Origin of the sequence: Rhodococcus sp. NPDC019647, assembly GCF_044389235.1 — a bacterium.
In the GTDB taxonomy this organism is placed as follows: Bacteria; Actinomycetota; Actinomycetes; order Mycobacteriales; family Mycobacteriaceae; genus Rhodococcus_F; species Rhodococcus_F oxybenzonivorans.
The window spans coordinates 313862-335342 of sequence record NZ_JBIRXS010000002.1 but is presented as its reverse complement, the minus strand read 5'-3'; the positions used below and the strand labels follow the sequence as shown (position 1 = coordinate 335342).

Sequence of the window (21481 nt, the reverse complement as noted above, 5' to 3'; positions counted from 1 at the left end):
TGGTAACGCAGATGTTCTTCCTCGAAATCGAAAATTACTATGGAGTTCTTGTGTGAAGAGTATTACATTCTCATCATGGTGAAACGACGTTCTACCGTATGCACTGCTTATGAGGGTGTGGATCCGAATCTCGGCGAGGTTCTGATGCCTGCGGAGGGCCCTCGACGATGGGATCTGTCATGACCATCGCTGTCCCGGACACTCTGGAAGAGGCGCTGTCTCCGCAATGGCTGACGGCGGCACTCGAACCCCGGTACGCGGGAATCGAGGTGCGGGAGGTGATCCTGGGCCCAGTCGTGGACCGCGTGTCCACCAATGCGCGCTTCACGATCGTGTGTGAGCGGGACACGCCGGATGGTCTGTCGTCCAGCCTGTGCGTCAAAGGATATTTCAACGAACAGGGGCGCGAAGCGCGGGCCGTGGGGGAACGCGAGGCGTGCTTCTACCGCGATCTCGCTGCCGGCAGTGGCGTGCGGACGCTTCGGGGGGTCTACGCGGACTTCGACCCCGCCACCCATCACGGCGTGGTGATCACCGAGGACGTCGTCGCCGAGGGTGGTGTCTTTCTCGATGCGGACAGTCATTTCACGCCGGACCAGGCTGCGGAAAGTCTCAGCCAGTTCGCCAGGCTCCACGCCACAACCTGGGGCAGGGCGCAATGGGCAGAAACCACCTGGCTGAAACCTAAATTGGACGGTGCGCTCCGGGCCTGGGGAGCCGACACGATCACGGCGCGAATCGACGAGAATCTGAACGGGCCCAACGGTCTACGCGTCCCCGCCGAAGTTCGCGACGCTCGCCGGCTCACCGAGGCATACAGCGCGCTGGTCGGCACCCTGCAATCCGAGCACGCGTCCTCGGATTGGTGTGTCATTCACGGTGACGCTCACGTCGGAAACCTCTTCCTGGATCCGGTGGGCGCCCCGAGTCTCGTCGACTGGCAGCTCGTGCAACGCGGCATGTGGTATCTCGACGTGGGCACGCATATCGCCACCGCGCTCACCGTCGACGATCGTCGACGAAGCGAGAAGGACCTCCTCTGGCACTATCTCGACTGCCTGGCGTCGCACGGTGTCGCGCTACCGTCGCGGGACGCGGCGTGGCGGGCGCTGAGCCGGGGCATTGTGCGCGGCTTCTTTCTCTGGGGTATCACCGCCAAGGTTGCACCACATTTGATCGAAATCTTGTTGCACCGCCTCGGGACCGCGGTCGCCGACCACGACGCCCTGTAGCTCAATGATGTTCGATGCCGTGTGACTGCGCGAGTATCGATCGAATCGGAATGGAGCGCGCTATGCCCCACGCAAATCCCGCCGATCTCCCCAACGGCGGGGGCGGCCGTTGGCCGGCCGCCTCGAGCCACTTCCGCTCGGTGCAGTGGGGGGACCTCGAGGTGGGCTACACCACCACGGCCGGACCGCGTGATTGCACCGAAATGTACCGTGCCGGTGGACTTCCGGGGGGAGTCTGCATGTGCCCCCACTATGGTTACGTCCTCGCCGGGGCGATCACTGCCTGCTACCCGAATACCGATTGGGAGGATGAGGTCGTCACCGTCGGCGAGGTCTACTTCTTCCCGGCGGGCCACATTCTCAAATACTCGGAACCGACCACGCACCTCGAATTCAACCCGGCGTACGCGCTCCAGCAGTTAATGGATGCGATACAGCGCCTCGCCGATTCGGCGGACGCTCCGCGGACGGCGAGTTATCCGTCGGAGTGATGTCGGCCTCCGTCACTCTCAAATCTGGAAGGTGTTGTGAGACCCTTGACTACAAGTATCCACGTTCGAACACTGCGGACGGTGCCGGACGCACTGCGTCGTCACTACGAGGAGAAGGGCTGGTGGACACAGGAATCGCTCGGCGCAATTCTGGGTAAGGGATTGCGCGAGCATCCCGACCTGGAGTTCCGAGTCCACTCGGTGACCCATCCTTACTCCGGGGCGTTTTCCGATGTCGAGTTGGTAGCCCGAAGACTGGCGGGAGGGTTGCGCGCACGCGGAGTCGGTCCGGGTGATGTCATCGCGTTCCAGTTGCCCAATTGGATGGAAGCTGCGGCGACCTTCTGGGCCTCGTCCATTCTCGGCGCCGTCGTCGTGCCGATCGTGCATTTCTACGGTCCCAAGGAACTGTCGTTCATCCTGGCCGGCGCGCAACCGCGGGTGTTCATCACGGCCGAACGCTTCGGCCGGATGACTTATGATCCCGTCATCAGTGAGCACGTCGAGATCGTCGGCGTCGTCGGTGTCGATTTCGACGAACTCCTAGCCCCGGAACCGATGACCGGTCTGCTCGACGTGGACCCGCGGAATCCGGCCGTGATTGCCTACACCTCGGGGACCACTCGCGAGCCGAAGGGTGTCATCCACACGCACCAGACACTCGGGTTCGAAACGAGGCAGCTGCTCGCCAATTACGAGTCGGATCGTGGCCGGCAACTCACCGCACTCCCGGTCGGGCACTTCATCGGAATGCTGGGTGCGTTCCTCGTACCACTCCTCGAAGGCACTCCCGTGGACATGTGCGACGAGTGGAATCCCGGTCGGGTACTCGCGCTGATCGAGTCGCACGGAGTGGTGATCGGTGGTGGGCCGCCGTACTTCGTGACCAGTCTCCTCGATCATCCCGACTTCACGGACAATCACCTACGGCATCTCGGGTACATCGGGCTCGGCGGGTCCGCGGTTCCGTCCGCGGTCACCCGGCGGCTGTCCGATCTGGGCATCATCGTGACACGTTCGTACGGGAGTACGGAGCATCCCTCCATCACCGGCTCCCGAAACGACGCTGCAGAAGACAAGCGGCTCCTCACCGACGGATGCCCGCGGCTCGGGGTCGAGATCCGGCTGAGTGGCGACGGTGAGATTCTCAGCCGCGGCCCCGATCTCTGCCTCGGGTACACCGATGGCGCGTTGACGGCCGATGCCTTCGACGACGACGGCTGGTACCGCACCGGCGACGTCGGAGTCATCGACGAAGAGGGGTACCTCACGATCACGGATCGTAAGTCCGACATCATCATTCGCGGAGGCGAGAACATCGGTGCCGCCGAGGTAGAGGATGTCCTGCTGGAGATGCCCATGATCGCGGAGGCAGTCGTCGTCGCCGCGCCGGATGCACGGTTCGGCGAGCATGCCGCTGCCGTGGTCCGACTCAGGCCAGGACGGGACCTGCCCACCCTGGACCAGGTATGGAAGCACTTCGAGGCGGCAGGCACTGCCAGGCAGAAGTGGCCCGCGGAACTGCACATCGTCGAGGACTATCCCCGTACCGCATCGGGGAAGGTGCAGAAGCATCAGGTCCGCGCATGGCTCACGTCGACGGCTGTGGGTGCGAGTACGACGTCAACACATGAAGGGAGCGCCCCCGATGGTCGATGACGGATCACACCAGGCACGGGCCTTCGACGGAGTACGCGTGATCGAACTGGCCCAATGGGTGTTCGTGCCCGTGGCCGGCGCGCTTCTGGCGGAATGGGGAGCGGACGTCATTCGGGTGGAGCCGTTGGACGGAGACCCCTACCGTGCGCTGACGACTCAAGGTATCGGAGCAGGTGCGGCCGGCCCGAATCTCTCGGTGACGCTGGCGAATCGGGGAAAGCGATCGGTCGCGGTGGACGTGCGTCACCCCGACGGGGCCCGCATCCTGCACGAATTGCTCGACACGGCGGACGTGTTCCTGACCAGCCTGCGACCCGGGGCCCTCGCGCGGCTCGGGCTCGACGCCGACACGCTGCGGGAGCGGTATCCCACGTTGATCTACGCACGCGGTCACGGCTTCGGTATGCGTGGACCGGACGCCGAGAAGCCGGGCTACGACAGCTCGGCCTTCTGGGCGCGTGGGGGAGTCGGTCACACCCTGACGCCGAGCGAGCGGAACTACCCCATCAGCCAGCGCGGTGCGATGGGCGACCGAAACGCGGCCATGGCCCTGGCCTTCGGTGTCGCCACCGCACTGCTCGAACGACACAAGACGGGTGTCGGCACCGTGGTGGACGTCTCACTCCTCGCCACCGCGATGTGGATGCTGTCCTCGGACGTTCTGGCTGCTCTCAACGGCGGAGAAGTGACGCAGGTGAGTGATCGAGGTCCACAGGTCAATCCGCTGACCGGGTCGTATCGGACGAAGGACCACCGCCACGTTCAGCTCATGTTTCTTCAGGGTGACCGCTACTGGCCGGATTTCGCCCGGCTTGTCGGCCGGGAAGACCTGATCGATGATCCGCGTTTCGCGGACATGGCGGCTCGGCGCGCCAACAGCGCCGACTGCGTCGCGGTCCTCGACGAGGTATTCGCCGAACGCACGCTCGAGGAGTGGAAGGCCATCCTCGCCGACCTCGACGCGCCGTGGGCTCCCGTCCAATCCGTCCACGACCTCATCGACGATCCCCAAGTACGCGCGAACGGTTATGTGGGCGAGGTTCTGCTCGGTGACGGCAACACCTACAGACTGCCCACGGTGCCCGTTCAGCTCGGCCAGCGCCCACCGGAGCTGCTTCCCGCCCCTGAGCACGGCGAACACACCGAGATGATGATGCTCGAACTCGGCTACGACTGGGAGCAGATCACCGGACTTGGAGAAGCGGGCGTCATCCCGTGAACGCTCGACGACCGGTGCCGGTGCCGGACGCAGCGTCCGAGGCCTACTGGGCTGCAGCGGCCGAGCACGTGCTCGTTCTGGCGCGGTGTCGCCGTTGCGGCAGCTTCGCGCTTCCTCCGGACAGTGTGTGCCCGCACTGCGGTTCCACGAACCCGGAATTCGAGTTCGTCCCGGTGAGTGGGCGGGGTACCGTGCGGTCCTGGACGACAGCCCGGCAATCCTTCCTTCCAGGCTTCGACGACATGCTGCCGTTCGTCCTGGTCGACGTCGAACTCGTCGAACAGGCCGAGCTCCGGATGATCGGCCGGCTGCTCGACGACGTCGAACTCGATCTTCGGATCGGGTCACCCGTCGTCGCTTCGTTCGAGGACGTGGCACCCGGTGTCTCGATTCCGGCGTTCGGGCTCGCCCCATGAGCGGCGGGTTCGCCGCGCGCAACAAGGTTGCCCTCGTCGGATACGCGCACAGCGATATTCGGCGCCGCAGTCCTCGAACGCTCGGTGCGCTGGCGCTCGATACGGCACGCGCCGCGATCGACGACGCAGGGCTTCACGTCGGTCAGATCGACGGTTACGTCAGTTCCAGCCTCTTGCCGAGCTCGAGTGGGCGAGCCACGGAGGACGGTGTCGATGTCGTGTCGTCCGCCTGGCTCGCACAACGTTTGGGTGGCAACCCGCGGTACGTGGCAGGTTTCGATGGTATCGGCCAGCTCACCGGGTCGGTGGCGATGGCGGTCAATGCTGTGGCCGCCGGAGCAGCCGACTACGTCCTCCTCCACCGTGCGTTGCACAATCCGTCGGGTAGCTACCACACCAACCCGATGCAGGAAGTGCGCGGACTTCAACAATGGACGGCGCCGCAGGGATTCTTCGGGCCGCTGGCCATGATCGCCCTGCCGTACAACGAGTACCTGCAACGGTACGGCGCGCATCCGGAATCGATGGCCGCCGTGGTGGCCGAGGCCCGCAAGAACGGCGCCCGCATCCCGTGGTCACACTGGCACGGCAAGCCACTCGATTGCAGCGAGTATCTGGCGGCGCCCAAGCTTTTCGACCCGGTCTGCCGCTACGACTGCGACCTTCCCGTCGACGGCGTCGGGGCGTTCGTCCTCACCACTGCGGAACGGGCGCGGGATCTACCGCATGCCCCCGTCTACGTTTCCGGTTACGCAAGCAGCGCACCATCCCGTAGGCGACTCCCGCTGCACTGGCCCTTGGACGACATCCTCGACGGCGGAAAGGACCTGGTGCGCCGGCTACGAGCGAGCTCCGGAATCGACATGAGCGAGGTCGACCTCCCTCAGGTATACGACGGCTTCTCGCCGTTCGTATGGTTTTGGCTCGAGGCGCTCGGATTGTGCGCGCCGGGCGATGCGCACCGGTTCGTGGTGGACGGCGGGATCGACAGCGACCGCCCCGGGGCGATCCCGGCGCTGTCCGGGGGCGGTGCGCTGGGCAACGGTCGAATGCACGGGATCCCACAGATGCTCGAATGCTATCTCCAGCTGGCGGGTCGGGCCGGCGAACGACAACGGGAAAATGTCGTCACCGCGCTGGCGTGCCACTCGTCTCCGCACTACGGCGGCGCAGTCATGTACTCAGCTACCCAATTTTGAGAACAGTACTATTCCTTACGCGAGAACTATGTTCTACTTTTACCAGGGATATAGGAGTAAATGTGAGCATCCTTTCTGAACGCCGCACCTACGTGGCGGGGAGCTGGGTCACCGGCGACGATGTGATTGCCGTCGAGAATCCGGCCGACGAGACCCACGTGGCGGAGGTGACCGGCACACCGATCCGCGAAATAGAGCGTGCCATTGTGGCAGCGCGTCGCAGCTTCGACGACGGAGACTGGGCAGACCGAACACCGCGCGCACGCGCGGGAGCGCTCCACGCCTTCGTGGACCACCTCGAGTCGAACCGGAATACGCTCGTCGACACTGTGGTCGCCGAAGCAGGCCAGCCGACCCGTTTCGCGGAGGAAACACAATGCCGCGCCGGGGTGGCGATCGCACGTCACACCATCGACCTCTACCTCGCGATGACACACGAGGAGTCCAACCCGGTCCCGGTCGACGACCTCGTCCGCGGCCGCGTTGCGCTGAGCATCAGGCGGCACGAACCGGTCGGCGTGGTCACTGCGATCACCCCGTACAACGCCGCCGTGATCATGGGTCTGCAGAAGCTGATTCCTGCACTGATGGCCGGTAATTCGGTGATCTTGCGTCCCAGCCCGCTGACGCCGATCTCGTCGCTGATCTTCGGTTCGGCTGCCGACGCGGCGGGTTTGCCTGCCGGCGTGCTGAGTGTCGTCGCCGAGTCGGGTACCGCCGGTGCACAGCTGCTGACCACTCACCCGGCGATCGATATGGTGTCCTTCACCGGTTCGACAGCGGCCGGCCGCAAGATCATCGAGCAGGCCGCACCGACGGTGAAGCGGCTTTCGCTCGAGTTGGGCGGTAAGTCGGCTCAAATCTACCTCCCTGACGCCGTCCATCGCGTGGGAATGGGCGCGCTCGCCGTGGTCGCGCGTACCGCCGGACAGGCCTGTGTCGCCGCTACCAGAATGCTGGTGCCGCAGGAGAAGAAGGACGAAGTCCTCGAAGCAGTGTCCACCGCATACGACTCGATCAAGGTGGGTTTGCCGACCGATCCATCCGCCATGATGGGGCCGGTCATCAGCGCGGCACAACGAGACAAGTGCGAACGGTTCGTACGACTGGCCGAGGAAGAGGGCGCAAAGGTCCGGTTCGGTGGTCGCCGTGCCGCGGGCTTCGATCGCGGGTATTACTTCGAGCCCACTGTGCTGGACCTTCCTGACAACACCAATTCCGCTGCGCAAGAGGAGATTTTCGGACCCGTCATCGGCGTGATCGGTTACCGCGACATCGACGAGGCGGTCAAGATAGCGAACGACAGCGACTATGGGCTGTCCGGGCAGGTTTACGGCGGCGACACCGCGGCGGCGGTAGCCGTCGCCCGACGGCTCCGTACGGGTGCAGTGAACGTGAACACCACCGTCTTCAGTGCGTACACACCGAGCGGTGGATACAAACAGAGTGGTCTCGGACGCGAGCGGGGTCCGGACGGAATCAGAGAGTTCCAGGAAGTCAAACACATGTCGATTGGAGAACTGAAATGACGAAGACAACGAATACGGCATCGGACTACAACCTTGATTGGCTCGTCTCCGTGGACGACCACATTCTAGAACCCCCCAACCTCTGGGTTGACCGGGTGCCGAGCAAGGATCGGGATCGTGCTCCCCACATGATCAAGGACGACAGCGGGATGGACGTCTGGGTCTACGACGGCAAGCGGATGCCGAGTAGCGGCCTCAGCGCCGTGGCGGGCAAGTCCAAGGAGGAATTCAGCCCCGAGCCGCTCAACTATGACGAGATGCGACCGGGTTGCTACGACCCCCTGGCCCGAGTCGAGGACATGAATCGAGCCGGAATCCTCGCATCCCTGTCATTTCCGACGGTCACCCGGTTCTGCGGGCAGCTCTTCATGGAGGCGAGCGACCGGGAGTTCGGCTTCTCCTGCCTCCAGGCCTACAACGACTGGCACCTCGAAGAATGGGCGGGCGCCGCGCCGGGCCGATTCATCCCGTTGATCCTCATTCCTATGTGGGATCCGGCGCTCGCCGCCAAGGAGATGGAGCGTTGCGCCGCGAAGGGCGCCACCGCGTTCTGTTTCTCCGAGAACCCGGAACCGCTCGGACTGCCCACCATTCACGACAAGGATCGCTTCTGGGATCCGGTGATGGCCGCCGCCAATGACCTCGAGATGGTCGTCTCCATGCACGTCGGCTCCTCGTCCACCGTTCCCCGGATCTCCGCCGATGCACCGTTCATGGCCAATCTGGCCTGGGGGGCCACGCGAACCTCGGGCGCGATGCTGACCTGGCTGTTCAGCAGCATGTTCCAACGCTATCCCAACCTGAAGATCGCATTGTCGGAAGGCGAGATCGGCTGGATGCCCTATTTCCTCGAGCGTGCCGAGCAAGTGCTCGACAAGCAGCGCTACTGGGTGCAGCGGGGCGCCAAGTTCTCCGGGCATGCGGGTTCCGACCTCGACCTCGATGCACTCGACGTCCGCGAGGTGTTCCGCAAGCACATCTTCGGGTGCTTCATCGACGATGTGCACGGGATCGCGAGCCTGGGCGAGATCGGCGAGGACAACATCATGTGCGAAACCGACTATCCCCATTCGGATTCGACGTGGCCGAATTGCATATCTGTGGTGAAGAGCAGGATCGGGCACCTTGCCCCTGAACTGCAGTACAAGATCTTGCGAGGAAACGCGGAGCGGCTGTACCGCTTCACCCCCGCCGAAGTTCCAGTGACCGCCAATGCGTGACCTCGTGTACCAGTCCGCCAGCAGCCCCACCGACGGGAGTGTGTGATGACCGAACTGCTCGAGGGCAAGACTGCCATCGTGACAGGTGCCGGATCTGGTGTGGGGCGTGCGACTGCCGCGCGCTTCGCCCGCGAGGGCAGCCGCGTGGTCTGCGCCGACATCGATCTACACCATGCGAAGGAGACAGTGCGCATCATCGAGTCCGACGGCGGCGTCGCCGTCGCCGTCGGGAGCGATGTCTCCCGTGAGGACGAGGTCGTGGGAATGGTCGATGCGGCTGTCGAGCAGTTCGGCCGACTCGACATCGTGGTCAACAACGTCGGCATTCCGACGCCCCGTCTGGGTGCGCTGCTCGAAGACCACACCCTCGACGACTTCAATCGGCTTGTCGCGGTCAACCTCGGTGGTGTGTTTCTCGGCTGCAAGCATGCAGTGCTGCAGTTCAAGAAGCAGGGTGGCGGAGGAACCATCGTCAATACCGGCTCGGTCGCCGGCCTCGTCGCCTGGGGTGGTTCGGTGTACGGGGCGACCAAGGGCGGTGTGCTGCAACTGACTCGAGCCCTGGCCGTCGAGGGCGCTCCGCACCAGATCCGCGTCAACGCGGTGTGCCCGGCCGCGATGCCGCTGACAGGTTTCATGTCGGCAGGGGGGATGGACGCGTCGCTCGATGCCCGTCCCGACGTCACTGACCGGATGGCCGCGCAGCATCCGCTCGGGCGTTTCATCACCGCCGAGGACTGCGCGGAAGCGATTCTGTTTCTGGCTTCCGACCACGCCCGCAACGTCACCGGGGTGTCGCTGCCGATCGACGGGGGGTATGTGGCGCGATGACCACCGAATCGCTCGATCGTGTTCGTATGCGTGAGTTGTTCGACCTACGCGGGTCCTACAACGAGCTCACAGGCGGCCACTACGACGGTGACCCGTACCCCACGTGGCATCGGCTCCGTGAGGAAGGTCCGGTTCATCCGGGGACCGTCCACGAGCTCACCGGCCGGCCGGAGACTTTGTACTTCCAGGGTCTTCCGTTCCCGGACCGGCCGCATTTCTCGGCGTTCAGCTACGACGCCTGTATGGAGGCGTTTCGCGATCCGGCTGTGTTCGCCTCCTCACCGGAAGCGGTGGACGCGGATCCGGAGGCGGGTTCGCTGGGGCATCAGAGCATGTTGTCGATGGGGGGTGTTCAGCACCGACGCTACCGCGGACTGGTCCAGCCCTCGTTCCTGCCTTCGAACGCCGAGTGGTGGATGAGGAATTGGATCGAGGAGACGGTCCACCTGCTCGTCGACGGATTCGCTGCTGACGGGCACGCGGAATTGAATGTCGATTTCTGTGCGGCCATTCCGGTGTTGACCATCACGGGTAGTTTCGGCATCCCGATGGAGCAAGCACTCGACATTCGAGCCGCTTTGACGCGAGATCACCAGAAGATCATCGACATCCTCACGCCGGTCGTCGCGGAGCGTCGTGTCGAGCCGAGGGACGACCTGATCAGCATCCTGGTCCAGGCGGAACTCACCGACGAGGCGGGTGTTGCGCAGCGTCTGTCAGACGAGGAGATCTACACTTTCTCGCTACTGCTCTTGGCGGCGGGCTCCGGCACCACCTGGAAGCAGATGGGGACGACGATCACCGCGCTTCTGCAACGCCCGGACGTGTTGAACGCGGTACGCGAGGATCGAAAACTGCTGCGGCCGGCTATCGAAGAGACGTTGCGATGGATGCCGACCGATCCGATGTTCTCCCGATGGGTCACCGAGGACATCGAGTTTTACGGTCAGCGCATCCCGAAGGGCGCCGTCATGCATCTCTGTGTGGCTGCGGCAAATCGTGATCCCGCGCGGTGGGACAGCCCCGACGAATTCGACATCATGCGTCCCCTGAAATCCACGTTGGCGTTCGGGCAGGGCTCGCACATTTGTCTGGGCATGCATGTGGCCCGCGGTGAGATGACCGCCGGGATCAACGCGCTGCTCGACCGGCTGCCCGGCCTCAGGCTCGACCCGGACGCCGAGCCACCCAGCTTCGTCGGGATGTACGAACGCGGAGCCACCGCCATACCCGTGCTGTTCGATGTGAAATGAGTTAGGGATGTCCGAGACGAATTACACAGCACCCGACCTCTCCCTGAGGGGCGACGACCACATCCGGGTGTATCGGGAAACCGGGGGAGAAGTGGGCTATCTCTGGAACGGCGTACCGACGCTCTTGCTCACCGTGACAGGACGACGCTCCGGCCGCTCGCACTCGTCGGCGCTGATCTTCGCCCGCGACGGCGACGACTACCTCGTGGTGGCGTCCAAGGGAGGGGCACCCGCCCACCCTCAGTGGTACCGGAATCTGCTTGCCAATCCAGAGGCAGAGGTGCAGGTCAAAGCCGAGAAGCTCGCGGTACGTGGGAATACCGCCGGGCCGGAGGAGAGGACGCGACTGTGGAAGATCTTGACTGAGCTCTGGCCCAACTACGACGTCTACCAATCGCGGACGGAGAGGCAGATTCCAGTCGTCGTGCTCTCACCGACATGACACCAACTAGACTCGAGCACCATGTCTTGGGCTGAGGAACGAGCCGCGGAACGGTCACCGGCGGTACGGCGCTCCCGCAACCGCATCGCGGATCAGGTGCGTTCGATTCTCGATGCGGCACAACGGCTCATCGAGATCAAGGGCGATGCGTTCACAACCCAGGAGCTCACCAAGGAAGCCGGCCTCGCGCTGCAGACTTTCTACCGATACTTCGCGAGCAAGGACGAGTTGTTGCTCGCCGTGCTGGGCGACGCGATGGAGACCGCCTGCCTGCGGTGGACAGCGGCAGCTTCCGACCTCGATGATCCGCTGCAGCGGCTTCATTTCTACATCACATCCATTCTGGGCGGGCTGGGGCAGGAGCCTCGCCGCGACGCACTCGCCCAGTTCATCGTCACCACCCACTGGCGACTGCACCGCGTCTTTCCGGAAGAACTCGCCAAAGCCGAGCAGCCGTTCGTCGACCTCTTGCACACGGAGATCAGGGCGGCCGTCGACCGAGGACAGTTGAAAACCGCCAACACAGCGGGGGACGCGTGGTTCGTCTCCGAGCTGGTGCGGTCGGTCTACCACTATTGGGCTTACGCACCCGGTGACGCCGAGGATGTTCAAGACCGACTGTGGGAGTTCGTTCTCAGGGCGCTCGGCGGAGTAGCAAATCCGTAGCCCGTTGCAAGAACGAATGTTTCGACACTTTTGCTGACATATTCGCTCTTGTCCTCAATATGCGATTCTGCATATGGTGTAGATCACAGCAGGTAGGCATCAGCGGAACCTGTTCGCTCCCAAAACCTTTTATCAACTCGGGCTCGTAGTGTTCGGGCATCGGCTACGACGCTGAGCGGGAGCACTATCCGCCACCATTCACATCCACGGAGAGGTCCACATGATCCGCCGTACACGTACCCCAAAGCTCCTAGCCGCGGCCCTTGCCACGGCAGCGATGGTACTGCTCACCGCCTGTGGAAGCGGAGGTGTCACCACGAGCGGCGGCGCACCCGACAATGAGGGTGATCCGGTCGCCGGTGGAACTGCGCGCATCCTGCAGCTCGCCGAGCCCCGCTCTCTCGATCCGGCAAGCCTGTCGAACACGTGGGCGCACATGGCATCGCTCGGCAACGCCTTGTACGGGACCTTGATGACCAATGACATCAAAACCTTCCACACCGAGTTCAAGATGGCCTCCGACTTCTCGACGTCGGACGGAGGCGCGACATTCGATCTGACGCTGCGGCCGGGGCTGACCTTCACCGATGGCACACCCCTGGATGCGGCGGCGGTCAAATTCAATTGGGACAGGCTGAAGGACCCGCAGCTGGGGTCGACCTCGATCCGTCAGGCGGTGCAGGTGGCGAACTCGGAGGTGGTCGACCCGGCCACGCTGAAAGTCACCTTGACTGCACCGAATCCGCAGTTTGCGGAGTCGCTGGTGGCCGGGGCGATGAACTGGATCGCCTCGCCGACCGCACTGCAGCGAGGGTCGGACTCGTTCAACGAGAAGCCTGCGGGTGCGGGCCCGTTCACGTTGGTCAGCTGGACTCGGCAAGGTGCGATCGAGCTCGAGAAGAACCCCGACTACTGGGACGCGCCGAAGCCGTACCTGGACCGGATCACGATCACTACCGTCCACGATGCGAACCAGCGCCTGAACGCAGTGGCCACCGGCGGTGCCGACCTGGCGTCAGAATCGACCATGGCAAGTATCGCGAAGGCGGATGCCCAAGGTCTGCACTACGAGATCGTCCCCACCGGTGGCGGGCAGATCATCGCCATGAACCATCGCCGGGCACCGTTCGACGATGTGCGGGCACGTCGTGCTGTTCAGTTGGCGTTGGATACCGGCAGTCTGAACACCACCGTCTATAACGGCGAAGGGGAGGTTCCCCAGACCTTGTTCACCGAGGATTCACCTTTCCACGCCGACGTACAGCTCCAGGAATCGGACCCGGAGGAAGCTCAGAGACTGTTCAACGAACTGGCGGCAGAGGGCAGGCCGGTCTCGTTCACTTTCATGGCCTATCCCACGAGTGAATCGAAGATGCTGGCCGAGGCAGTTCAGGCGCAGTTGAGCGGATACGAGAACGTCGACGTGCAGGTCGACGTGCGTGACATCTCGCGTGCGACAGCAGCGGCGGCGAGTCGGGACTTCGACATGACGATCTCCTCCTCGATCATCCAGGATCCCGACTTTCCACTGTGGACAGCTTTCCACTCCAAGTCACCCGGCAACTGGGTTGGAATAAATGATCCGGAGCTCGATGCAGCGCTCGACAAAGGGCGGGTCTCCGAGTCAGAAGCCGAGCGTATCGAGGCGTACGACACCGCGCAGAAACGCATCAAAGAGGTGATCCCCGGGGTGTGGTACATCCGGGCGGTCCCAGCGGTCGTCTACGGCAACAAGTTACGGGGAGTTGAGATGTACACGCTGGGTTCACCACTGCCCGAGGAGCTCTGGGTGAGCTGAGGGCCGCAGGGGCCGGCTGCCCCCGCCAGCTGCGAATATGTTATTCTCGCTTTACAAGAATGCCAATATCGAAATGGAGAACAGCGCATGGTCGACCTCGAGCTGGAACAGGAGTTGGCGGTCATCACCATCGATCGACCACATGCTCGCAACGCCATCGCGCCGGAGACCATGGATCAGTTGGAGAAGGCGCTCGATGCGGCGGCCGGGGCCAAGGCGCTGGTGATCAGGGGCGCCGGTGACCGGGCCTTCGTGTCGGGCGGAGATCTCAAAGAGCTGAGCAAACTCAGAACCGAGGAGCAGGCGGCAGACATGGCGCGCCGGATGCGGACGGTCTGCGACCAGATCGCGAACTTCCCGGCGCCGGTCGTCGCCGCGCTGAACGGCCACGCTCTCGGCGGTGGGGCAGAGGTGGCCGTGGCCGCCGACATCCGGGTAGCTGCCGACGACATCAAGATTGGCTTCAACCAAGTCGCACTGGCGATCATGCCTGCATGGGGTGGCGCCGAGCGACTCGCCGCGCTCGTCGGCCCGGGCAAGGCCCTGATGCTGGCCGGCTCGGGTGCCGTACTCGACGCAGCAGAAGCCGAACGTCTCGGATTGGTGGACCTGGTCCTGCCCAGGACGTCCTTCGAGGATGGTTGGCGATCGCTGGCCCTGTCGCTGGCCAACAGCTCGGCTGGTGAGATCAAGCGTGTCATGGCGGGCGCCTCCGCAGCCGAGGCGGTCACGGCGTTCGCGCGGCTCTGGGTTGCCGACGAACATTGGCAGGCTGCAGACCGAGTGATGAGCCGTAGCAGGTGAACCCATGACATTCGTGATCACGCAACCTTGCTGCAGCGACGCGAGCTGCATTCCGGTGTGTCCCGTCGACTGCATCCGCCCTCGTCCGGGAGATCCGCAATACAGCACTACCGAAATGCTGTACATCGACCCGGACACCTGTATCGACTGCGGTGAATGCGTCAGCGCGTGCCCGGTGGGTGCGATCTTCTCCGAGTTCGACCTCGCCGCCACGATGACCCGGTACACCGACGTCAATCGGGGCTACTTCGAAAGGCACCCACTCGATACGGACACCGCCCCCTTGTCGGGCAGAAAGAAGCGTCCGTCGAAAGAGGTTGGCACACCGCGCGTTGCGATCGTCGGCACCGGGCCTTCGGCGTGCTACACGGCTGAAGCGCTGCTGCGGCGCGGCGAGGTCGAGATCGATATGTTCGACCGGCTGCCCACGCCATGGGGTCTGGTACGCGGGGGCGTCGCACCCGATCATCCCAAAACCAAAGGCGTTGCGGACATGTTCGCGTCGGAATTCAGGTCCGACTCTCTGCAGTTCTTTCTCAATGTCGACGTGGGCGAGCATGTTTCCCTCGCCGATCTGCGCGAGCACTATCACGCCGTGGTGTATGCGGTCGGTGCATCCGGAGACCGGCGTCTCGGGATACCCGGGGAGGATCTGCCCGGCAGCCACTCTGCGACGGAGTTCGTAGCGTGGTACAACGGTCACCCCGATTATGCCGACCGGACATTCGATCTATCGGGGGAGCGGGCGGTAATCGTCGGTAATGGCAACGTCGCCCTCGACGTCGCGCGCATTCTCACCCTCGATCCGGGCGAGCTGGCCAAGACCGATATCGCCGATCACGCTCTGCAAGCATTGCGTAGCAGTAACATTCGAGAGGTCGTCATACTCGGGCGCCGTGGGCCCATGCAAGCGGCGTACTCGATGCCGGAGTTTTTGGCTCTGGGTTACCTGCCCGGGGTCGATGTCGTCATCGACGACGCCGAGTTGGCGCTCGACCCGGTCAGCCAGGCGATATATGACGATCCGGATATCGAGCCATCGCGCAAACTCGCACTGGACCTCGCTCGCGAATACGCACACAGCACCCGCACGACCGGTAACAAACGCATCGTTTTCCGGTACCTTGTGTCCCCGCGTCAAATTCGCGGCGGCGACCGTGTGAAATCGGTCGAACTTGTCCACAACATTCTCGACGGCGACCTCAACGCGGTGGGCACGGAGTCCACCACGAGTGTGGACACGTCCCTTGTTCTGAGGTCGGTCGGCTACCGCGGCGAGCCTGTCGCCGACGTGCCGTTCGACGAGCAGCGCGGTGTCATTCCCCACGACCGTGGCCGCGTGACCGGAACGGTCGGTGTCTACACCGCCGGGTGGATCAAACGTGGACCGCGGGGCATCATCGGCACCAATCGGGGAGATGCCGAGGAGACCGTCGCGATGCTGCTCGAAGACTTCGAGGCCGGCATCCTTCCCGCGCCGAAAGCGGATCGCGCCGCGTTGGCAGAGTTGGTGACGCGGCGACGGCCACAGATGATCGACAAGGGGCGTTGGCGGGAGATCGACGCCGCGGAGAAGGCCGCAGGAAGACTTGCAGGCCGGCCCCGCGTCAAACTTCCCGTCATCGACGTCGCTCTGGCGGACGACTGACGGGTGGCAACGCGCAAGCGAGCAAAAATCTATGCTCGCGGTCGCAGATTCATTTCATTCATCTGTTAACATCGTGGGGTTCCTTGAGAAGAAGGGAGCCACTTGTGGTGTTGGATGTCATGCCCCGGTCGCGTCGCGGGGTGTATGGAATAGCGGTCACATCGGAGTTGACCGGAATCGGGCCGCAAACACTGCGGTTGTACGAACGGCGTGGATTGCTGACGCCCGCGCGGACCAGCGGCGGAACCCGTCGTTACAGCGAGGAAGATCTGGTTCGCCTCGGACGCATCGCCGAGCTCATCGAAGCCGGCATCAACCTGCCGGGCATACAGCGGATTCTCGACCTCGAAGCGGAGAACGCTGATCTTCTGGGTCGTCTGCACTCGGCCGAACATGGTTGCGACCGCCTGAAGGTCGAACGTGAAGAGGCAACCGCCTGAAACGGCGGTACGCGATCGATCGAACCGACAACCAGTAATCGTCACTGGACGGTTCTGCGGGCGCGTTCTTCCGAGCGTCCAGCGGCCTTTTCGTTATGCGTGACACTGCAGATCACAAAAACATCTCGAATGCTGAGATGTATGGGGTTGGCTATTTTGCCTGGTCATCAGTGTTTTCGGAGTCGACTCCAGCCGGGCGTCGCGCTGGGTTTGCGTCGCGGGGTTGAACTTCTGTCATTAACCGATACGATAAAATCTATACCCGCCGGAGCAGATAAATTACTGAGCGACACTGCGTCGGCGGCGCAACAGCGACACGCTGGCCGTGCAGAAGGCCGCGGCCGGCGTCGCACCGGAAACGCCAGTTCCGGTGTGTCAGCCCGAAGACCTCTGGCCCAGACTCGACGCAAGACGGGACCTGAACCATGACTCTCGCCGCACATGACGTTTTCCGCCCTCATACTCCCCGGCACGCAAAGACTGCCCACGGAACGCCCGACCGGCGCTTCTCCGTGGGAACCGCGTTGACCGCAGGCCTCATTGCAGCCGTACCCGCGGCGACTGTGACTGGTTCGGTGGTACTTGCCGCCGCTACTGCCACCTCTGTACTGATTGGAGTGATTCTGGCCGCATTTCTCATCTCGAGCGTGATCTGACCGATATTCGTCCGCCACATCAGCTATCGAAGGAGAAATATATGACCAGCACCACCACCGCAACGCTGATCACTCAGTTGCGTGCCGTTCTCGACCTCACCAACACCGAAATCCAGGTAGCAGAGACCCGCATCGCCCAGGCGCGCACCGAGGCTGTTCGCCGCGAACTCACGGAGAACGCCGCAAACGGACGTCAGCGCGCTGAGGCCATCGAACGGGCAATCCGCGACCTCGGCGGTGTGCCCGAGGTTATCGGGCCCTTCCTCGGTCGGCTGGCTGCCGTGCTCAAGGCGATGGCCGAGCAGGCGCAGCCGTTCGACGAGGCACTCCTGGGCGACCTGGCCCTCGAACATCAACTCCTCGACCGCGCGCGTTACATCAAGGCGCTCGCCACCGTCGCGAAGGAGCCGGCAGTCGTCGGTCTCGCGGACCGACTGATCACAGCGCATTCCGCAACCGTGGACTGGCTTTCGACCGTTCTGGCCGAGGATGCGCTCGGCGGCCCGGCAGCGCTGCGGCGCACGCCGTTCCAGGCCGCTGCCGGAAGCACGATTCGGCTGCTCAACGTCCCGGTCACCTGGTCGGCGCGCGGAATCGATCGAGCATTGGACACGGCCCGCACCACACCGCCCCTGCTCAGTGCGTTGCTCAGCCGCGGCGCTCACGCCGGCGATGTCGCAGTCAAGACGTTGTCCGCCTCGCGTGATGCCGCCCTCGAAACTGCGGAGAGTGTGACCCGCCGGGAAGGCGCGAGCGGTGTCGCCGACGCCATCCATTCGGCTCGCGCCGCGGGTGGTGTCGTGGATCCGGGTGAGCTTCCGATCGACGACTACGACGACCTGAACGTGTCGCAGGCCGTCGCTGAGATCAGGGAACTCACCGATCCCGCCGATGTGCGCACGGTCGTCGCCTACGAGGAAGCGCACAAGAATCGGCACGGCATCGTCTCCGCCGCCCAAACCCATCTCGCGTCCATCGCGCAGGAAGTCGCCGGCATTCGCTGACGATTCTCAGAAGAATTCCGCCGGTCCCCACAGGGGGCCGGCGGAATTGTCGGTGAGGTCAGCAGGTGCCGGTTTTGGCAGCGTCGTAGGCCTTGACCATCTGATCCTTACGTTCTTGCGGGGCGTCTTTCCATTCCGGGGTGAGGGCCGACTGGTCGAAGAGGTCGCTCAGAGCCTTCGTGCGGTCGAACGGTTCGCCGCTCTGCTGCGCTCGGGCTTCGGCGCTGTTGGCGTACTGGAGCAGGCCGGCGCACAGGTCGGCGACGGCGGGAAGGTCGGCGGCCGCCGCCTCCGCCGCTTCGGTGGTTGCGCTCACCTCGGTGTCGGTGTCGGTCGATTCGGAACTGCACGCCCCCAGGAACAGGACGGCAGGGATCAGCAGCGCAACGATGGTTCGGGTCATGCGAAATACTTACCAGAGCCGCCGGCGACGCCGTATCGGCCGGTTCCCCTCGATTGGGGAACGGGCGCGGGTCTGCCGCGGAAGACCTCGTGCTCAGCTGATCTTGCGCCGGTAGATGGCGGTCGCGAAGGCGTAGGCGACAACGAGGATGCCGACCAGCCACCCGAGAGCGATCCAGATGTCAGTGCCGACGGGTTGCTGGGCGAACAGGGCTCGGATGGTGTTCACGACGTAAGTCACGGGCTGGTTCTCGGCGAACCATGCGACCGGTCCGGGCATCGAGTCGGTAGGCACGAACGCCGAGCTGATGAACGGCAGGAAGATCAGCGGGTAGCTGAACGCGCTCGCGCCGTCGATCGTCTTCGCCGACAACCCGGCAATCACGGCGATCCAGGTCAATGCGAGGGTGAACAGGACCAGGATGCCCACGACCGCGAGCCAGGCTGCCACGGATGCTCCGGTGCGGAATCCCATGATCAGCGCGACGCCGGTGACGATCGTGACCGAGACCAGGTTCGCGGCCAAGGACGTGAGCACATGCGCCCACAGCACACTCGAGCGCGCGATCGGCATGGATTGGAAGCGCTCGAATATGCCGCCCTGCATGTCGAGGAACAGCCGGTACGCGGTGTACGCGACGCCGGACGCGATCGTGATGAGCAAGATGCCGGGGAGCATGTAGGTGCCGTACGACTGGTCGGATCCGGTGTTGATCGCGCCGCCGAATACGTAGGTGAACAGCAGCATCAGCGCGATCGGGGTGACCGCGGTAGTGACGATCGTGTCGGGGCTGCGGAGGATGTGCTGCAGCGAGCGGCCGGTGAGGACGCCGGTGTCGCCGAGGACATGGGTGGTCATCGGGCTTCCTTTCCTGCCGGGACGGTGGTGTCACCGACGAGGGCGAGGAAGACGTCCTCGAGGGAGGGCTGCTTCTCGATGTACTCGACCTCGGCGGGCGGAAGGAGCTGCTTGAGCTCGGTGAGGGTGCCGTTCTGAATGATGATGCCCTGGTGCAGAATTGCGATGCGGTCGGCGAGCTGCTCGGCCTCGTCGAGGAGCTGGGTGGTCAGCAGCACGGTCGTGCCGGTCCTGGCGAGTTCCTTGACCGTCTGCCACACCTCGATCCGGGCCTGCGGGTCCAGCCCGGTGGTGGGTTCGTCGAGGAAGACGATCGGCGGGTTCCCGATCAGGCTCATTGCGATGTCGAGCCGGCGTCGCATGCCACCCGAGTACGTCGTCGCCTTGCGGTTCCCCGCTTCGGTGAGCGAGAAGCGGGCGAGCATGTCGTCGACGATCGCACCCGGATTTTTCAGGTGGCGCAGCTTGGCGACCAGCACGAGGTTCTCCCGGCCGGTGAGCACTTCATCGATCGCGGCGAATTGGCCTGTCAGGCTGATCGACTCGCGTACGTCGCCCGGTTTCGCCGCGACGTCGAAGCCGTGGATCGTGGCGGTGCCCGCGTCGGCCTTCAACAGCGTTGACAGGATTCGCACCAGCGTGGTCTTGCCTGCACCGTTCGAGCCGAGCAGCGCGAAGATGCTCCCCGCCGTCACATCGAAGTCGACTCCCCGCAGCACCTGCAAATCCTTGAACGATTTCACGATGCCCCGCACTCGGATCGCGGGTTCGAGCGCCTGATGGGTGGTCATGGCCGGTTCTCCGTTTCCGGCGCGTTCACGCCCTCGTCGGCGGCCTTGTCGAGGGCGTCCGTCAAACGCTTGCGCTCCTTGTTGATCCATTGGCCGTCCGAGTAGTTCTGGATGAATGTGTCTGCGAACTCGACTGGCTCATCCCCGACGATGTCGCGGATCGGGGTGCCGTCGGCGGCGGCGCGCTCGATCAGGTCGGCGAGGTCCTCGAGCATCTGCATGAGCACGTCGCCCTTGACGATCGATCCGGCGTACATGAAGTAGCGTTCGATCCCGTCGATCCCGGTTCGGTAGCTCGTGGGGAGCTGTTCCTTGCGGGCCTTGTACCGGCGCCAGCGCTTCTTGTCCTCGAATGAACCCGTGATCTGTTCGATCCATCGTGCGGCCATGATTACTCTCCTTCGCTTCGTGGGTGTTCGATGTGCTGGTGGAGCTGGTCGATCCGCTCCGCGAGGAAGGTCCACGTCTTCCAGAATTCTTGGAGGTACCCGCCACCGTGTGGGTTGAGCGAGTACACCTTGCGCGGCGGACCCTTCTCGGACGGGACCTTCTCCACGTCGACGAGACCTCGCTGCTCGATCCTGACCAGCAGGGCGTAGATGGTGCCCTCGGCGATCTCGGAGAAACCCTGCTCGCGAAGCCGCGCGGTGATCTCGTAGCCGTACGCCGGCCGCGCGGCCAGGATCGCCAGGACGATGCCCTCGAGTGTGCCCTTGAGCATCTCGGTCATCTGCTTGCCCATCGGACCCTCCTTCCGACTACTCAGTGTCAATGACTACCGCTAGATAGTAACGCTGAATACCGTTCGCGCAAGAGGGTTGATGCAACGAATCCGGAAGGAGGTGTGGCGCGTTGAGGCTCCGGCGGCTGCGGGCGTTGACGTTCGACGCGCAAGAGCAGCCCCGCCGTCAGCTACCTGTCG

The 21481-nt window shown here is 63.9% G+C and carries 22 protein-coding genes; 17 read left to right on the top strand and 5 right to left on the bottom strand.

Annotated features, from left to right (window positions below; genetic code table 11):
• The first annotated feature begins 179 nt into the window (after positions 1 to 179).
• The 17 genes from ACH49N_RS06235 to ACH49N_RS06155 all read left to right on the top strand — a co-directional run bounded on the left by ACH49N_RS06235 (position 180) and on the right by ACH49N_RS06155 (position 18507).
• Positions 180 to 1232: a phosphotransferase gene (locus ACH49N_RS06235; RefSeq protein WP_358271117.1), complete on the top strand. Its 1053-nt coding sequence runs from the start codon at positions 180 to 182 to the stop codon at positions 1230 to 1232.
• Between the two features lie 62 nt (positions 1233 to 1294).
• Positions 1295 to 1723 (top strand): hypothetical protein, encoded by a 429-nt coding sequence (locus ACH49N_RS06230; protein WP_358271115.1) that lies wholly within the window; start codon positions 1295 to 1297, stop codon positions 1721 to 1723.
• 72 nt (positions 1724 to 1795) lie between these two features.
• Complete coding sequence (locus tag ACH49N_RS06225) at positions 1796 to 3382, top strand: AMP-binding protein (RefSeq protein ID WP_358271422.1); 1587 nt, start codon at positions 1796 to 1798, stop codon at positions 3380 to 3382.
• Complete coding sequence (locus ACH49N_RS06220) at positions 3372 to 4601, top strand: CoA transferase (protein ID WP_358271113.1); 1230 nt, start codon at positions 3372 to 3374, stop codon at positions 4599 to 4601. The genes ACH49N_RS06225 and ACH49N_RS06220 overlap by 11 nt, the downstream gene beginning before the upstream one ends.
• A complete protein-coding gene (locus tag ACH49N_RS06215) occupies positions 4598 to 5017 on the top strand; it encodes an OB-fold domain-containing protein (RefSeq protein ID WP_358271111.1) in 420 nt (139 codons plus the stop codon). Before ACH49N_RS06220 ends, ACH49N_RS06215 begins: the two co-directional genes overlap by 4 nt.
• Positions 5014 to 6216 carry a thiolase family protein gene (locus tag ACH49N_RS06210; RefSeq protein ID WP_358271109.1) on the top strand — a complete coding sequence of 401 codons (1203 nt, stop codon included), beginning with the start codon at positions 5014 to 5016 and terminating at the stop codon, positions 6214 to 6216. Before ACH49N_RS06215 ends, ACH49N_RS06210 begins: the two co-directional genes overlap by 4 nt.
• 62 nt (positions 6217 to 6278) lie before the next feature.
• Entirely contained in the window at positions 6279 to 7745 is a 1467-nt protein-coding gene (locus ACH49N_RS06205) for an aldehyde dehydrogenase family protein (RefSeq protein ID WP_358271107.1), read from the top strand.
• Complete coding sequence (locus ACH49N_RS06200; protein WP_358271105.1) at positions 7742 to 8965, top strand: amidohydrolase family protein; 1224 nt, start codon at positions 7742 to 7744, stop codon at positions 8963 to 8965. Before ACH49N_RS06205 ends, ACH49N_RS06200 begins: the two co-directional genes overlap by 4 nt.
• Positions 8966 to 9010: 45 nt before the next feature.
• The gene (locus ACH49N_RS06195) at positions 9011 to 9796 is read left to right on the top strand and encodes an SDR family oxidoreductase (protein ID WP_358271104.1); all 786 of its coding nucleotides are present in this window, start codon (positions 9011 to 9013) and stop codon (positions 9794 to 9796) included.
• Positions 9793 to 11049: a cytochrome P450 gene (locus tag ACH49N_RS06190; RefSeq protein ID WP_358271102.1), complete on the top strand. Its 1257-nt coding sequence runs from the start codon at positions 9793 to 9795 to the stop codon at positions 11047 to 11049. The genes ACH49N_RS06195 and ACH49N_RS06190 overlap by 4 nt, the downstream gene beginning before the upstream one ends.
• A gap of 7 nt (positions 11050 to 11056) precedes the next feature.
• A complete protein-coding gene (locus ACH49N_RS06185) occupies positions 11057 to 11491 on the top strand; it encodes a nitroreductase family deazaflavin-dependent oxidoreductase (RefSeq protein WP_358271101.1) in 435 nt (144 codons plus the stop codon).
• A 21-nt stretch (positions 11492 to 11512) separates the two neighbouring features.
• Entirely contained in the window at positions 11513 to 12157 is a 645-nt protein-coding gene (locus ACH49N_RS06180; protein WP_358271099.1) for a TetR/AcrR family transcriptional regulator, read from the top strand.
• A 220-nt stretch (positions 12158 to 12377) separates the two neighbouring features.
• The gene (locus ACH49N_RS06175; RefSeq protein ID WP_358271098.1) at positions 12378 to 13955 is read left to right on the top strand and encodes an ABC transporter substrate-binding protein; all 1578 of its coding nucleotides are present in this window, start codon (positions 12378 to 12380) and stop codon (positions 13953 to 13955) included.
• A gap of 87 nt (positions 13956 to 14042) precedes the next feature.
• Positions 14043 to 14759, top strand: coding sequence for an enoyl-CoA hydratase/isomerase family protein (locus ACH49N_RS06170; RefSeq protein WP_358271096.1), 717 nt, complete (start codon positions 14043 to 14045; stop codon positions 14757 to 14759).
• 4 nt (positions 14760 to 14763) lie between these two features.
• Positions 14764 to 16407 (top strand): FAD-dependent oxidoreductase, encoded by a 1644-nt coding sequence (locus ACH49N_RS06165; protein ID WP_358271094.1) that lies wholly within the window; start codon positions 14764 to 14766, stop codon positions 16405 to 16407.
• Positions 16408 to 16526: 119 nt separating this feature from the next.
• On the top strand, positions 16527 to 16847 hold the full coding sequence (locus ACH49N_RS06160; protein ID WP_358271092.1) for a MerR family transcriptional regulator: 321 nt from the start codon (positions 16527 to 16529) through the stop codon (positions 16845 to 16847).
• 697 nt (positions 16848 to 17544) lie between these two features.
• The gene (locus ACH49N_RS06155) at positions 17545 to 18507 is read left to right on the top strand and encodes a ferritin-like domain-containing protein (RefSeq protein WP_159919507.1); all 963 of its coding nucleotides are present in this window, start codon (positions 17545 to 17547) and stop codon (positions 18505 to 18507) included.
• A gap of 58 nt (positions 18508 to 18565) precedes the next feature.
• On the opposite strand, the gene ACH49N_RS06150 is transcribed toward ACH49N_RS06155, so the two are convergent.
• The 5 genes from ACH49N_RS06150 to ACH49N_RS06130 all read right to left on the bottom strand — a co-directional run bounded on the left by ACH49N_RS06150 (position 18566) and on the right by ACH49N_RS06130 (position 21301).
• Complete coding sequence (locus ACH49N_RS06150; protein WP_159919509.1) at positions 18566 to 18910, bottom strand: hypothetical protein; 345 nt, start codon at positions 18908 to 18910, stop codon at positions 18566 to 18568.
• A gap of 93 nt (positions 18911 to 19003) precedes the next feature.
• Positions 19004 to 19768: an ABC transporter permease gene (locus ACH49N_RS06145; protein ID WP_358271091.1), complete on the bottom strand. Its 765-nt coding sequence runs from the start codon at positions 19766 to 19768 to the stop codon at positions 19004 to 19006.
• Complete coding sequence (locus ACH49N_RS06140) at positions 19765 to 20559, bottom strand: ATP-binding cassette domain-containing protein (RefSeq protein ID WP_358271089.1); 795 nt, start codon at positions 20557 to 20559, stop codon at positions 19765 to 19767. The genes ACH49N_RS06145 and ACH49N_RS06140 overlap by 4 nt, the downstream gene beginning before the upstream one ends.
• Complete coding sequence (locus tag ACH49N_RS06135) at positions 20556 to 20948, bottom strand: DUF1048 domain-containing protein (RefSeq protein ID WP_358271087.1); 393 nt, start codon at positions 20946 to 20948, stop codon at positions 20556 to 20558. The genes ACH49N_RS06140 and ACH49N_RS06135 overlap by 4 nt, the downstream gene beginning before the upstream one ends.
• A 2-nt stretch (positions 20949 to 20950) precedes the next feature.
• A complete protein-coding gene (locus ACH49N_RS06130; RefSeq protein ID WP_109327107.1) occupies positions 20951 to 21301 on the bottom strand; it encodes a PadR family transcriptional regulator in 351 nt (116 codons plus the stop codon).
• Positions 21302 to 21481: the final 180 nt, after the last annotated feature.

Bases quoted from the DNA above. Each gene is read 5' to 3' on its own strand.
- ACH49N_RS06235 (WP_358271117.1), top strand. From the start codon at position 180: ATGACCATCGCTGTCCCGGACACTCTGGAAGAGGCGCTGTCTCCGCAA.
- ACH49N_RS06230 (WP_358271115.1), top strand. From the start codon at position 1,295: ATGCCCCACGCAAATCCCGCCGATCTCCCCAACGGCGGGGGCGGCCGT.
- ACH49N_RS06220 (WP_358271113.1), top strand. From the start codon at position 3,372: ATGGTCGATGACGGATCACACCAGGCACGGGCCTTCGACGGAGTACGC.
- ACH49N_RS06210 (WP_358271109.1), top strand. From the start codon at position 5,014: ATGAGCGGCGGGTTCGCCGCGCGCAACAAGGTTGCCCTCGTCGGATAC.
- ACH49N_RS06200 (WP_358271105.1), top strand. From the start codon at position 7,742: ATGACGAAGACAACGAATACGGCATCGGACTACAACCTTGATTGGCTC.
- ACH49N_RS06195 (WP_358271104.1), top strand. From the start codon at position 9,011: ATGACCGAACTGCTCGAGGGCAAGACTGCCATCGTGACAGGTGCCGGA.
- ACH49N_RS06190 (WP_358271102.1), top strand. From the start codon at position 9,793: ATGACCACCGAATCGCTCGATCGTGTTCGTATGCGTGAGTTGTTCGAC.
- ACH49N_RS06185 (WP_358271101.1), top strand. From the start codon at position 11,057: ATGTCCGAGACGAATTACACAGCACCCGACCTCTCCCTGAGGGGCGAC.
- ACH49N_RS06180 (WP_358271099.1), top strand. From the start codon at position 11,513: ATGTCTTGGGCTGAGGAACGAGCCGCGGAACGGTCACCGGCGGTACGG.
- ACH49N_RS06175 (WP_358271098.1), top strand. From the start codon at position 12,378: ATGATCCGCCGTACACGTACCCCAAAGCTCCTAGCCGCGGCCCTTGCC.
- ACH49N_RS06170 (WP_358271096.1), top strand. From the start codon at position 14,043: ATGGTCGACCTCGAGCTGGAACAGGAGTTGGCGGTCATCACCATCGAT.
- ACH49N_RS06165 (WP_358271094.1), top strand. From the start codon at position 14,764: ATGACATTCGTGATCACGCAACCTTGCTGCAGCGACGCGAGCTGCATT.
- ACH49N_RS06160 (WP_358271092.1), top strand. From the start codon at position 16,527: ATGCCCCGGTCGCGTCGCGGGGTGTATGGAATAGCGGTCACATCGGAG.
- ACH49N_RS06155 (WP_159919507.1), top strand. From the start codon at position 17,545: ATGACCAGCACCACCACCGCAACGCTGATCACTCAGTTGCGTGCCGTT.
- ACH49N_RS06150 (WP_159919509.1), bottom strand. From the start codon at position 18,910: ATGACCCGAACCATCGTTGCGCTGCTGATCCCTGCCGTCCTGTTCCTG.
- ACH49N_RS06145 (WP_358271091.1), bottom strand. From the start codon at position 19,768: ATGACCACCCATGTCCTCGGCGACACCGGCGTCCTCACCGGCCGCTCG.
- ACH49N_RS06140 (WP_358271089.1), bottom strand. From the start codon at position 20,559: ATGACCACCCATCAGGCGCTCGAACCCGCGATCCGAGTGCGGGGCATC.
- ACH49N_RS06135 (WP_358271087.1), bottom strand. From the start codon at position 20,948: ATGGCCGCACGATGGATCGAACAGATCACGGGTTCATTCGAGGACAAG.
- ACH49N_RS06130 (WP_109327107.1), bottom strand. From the start codon at position 21,301: ATGGGCAAGCAGATGACCGAGATGCTCAAGGGCACACTCGAGGGCATC.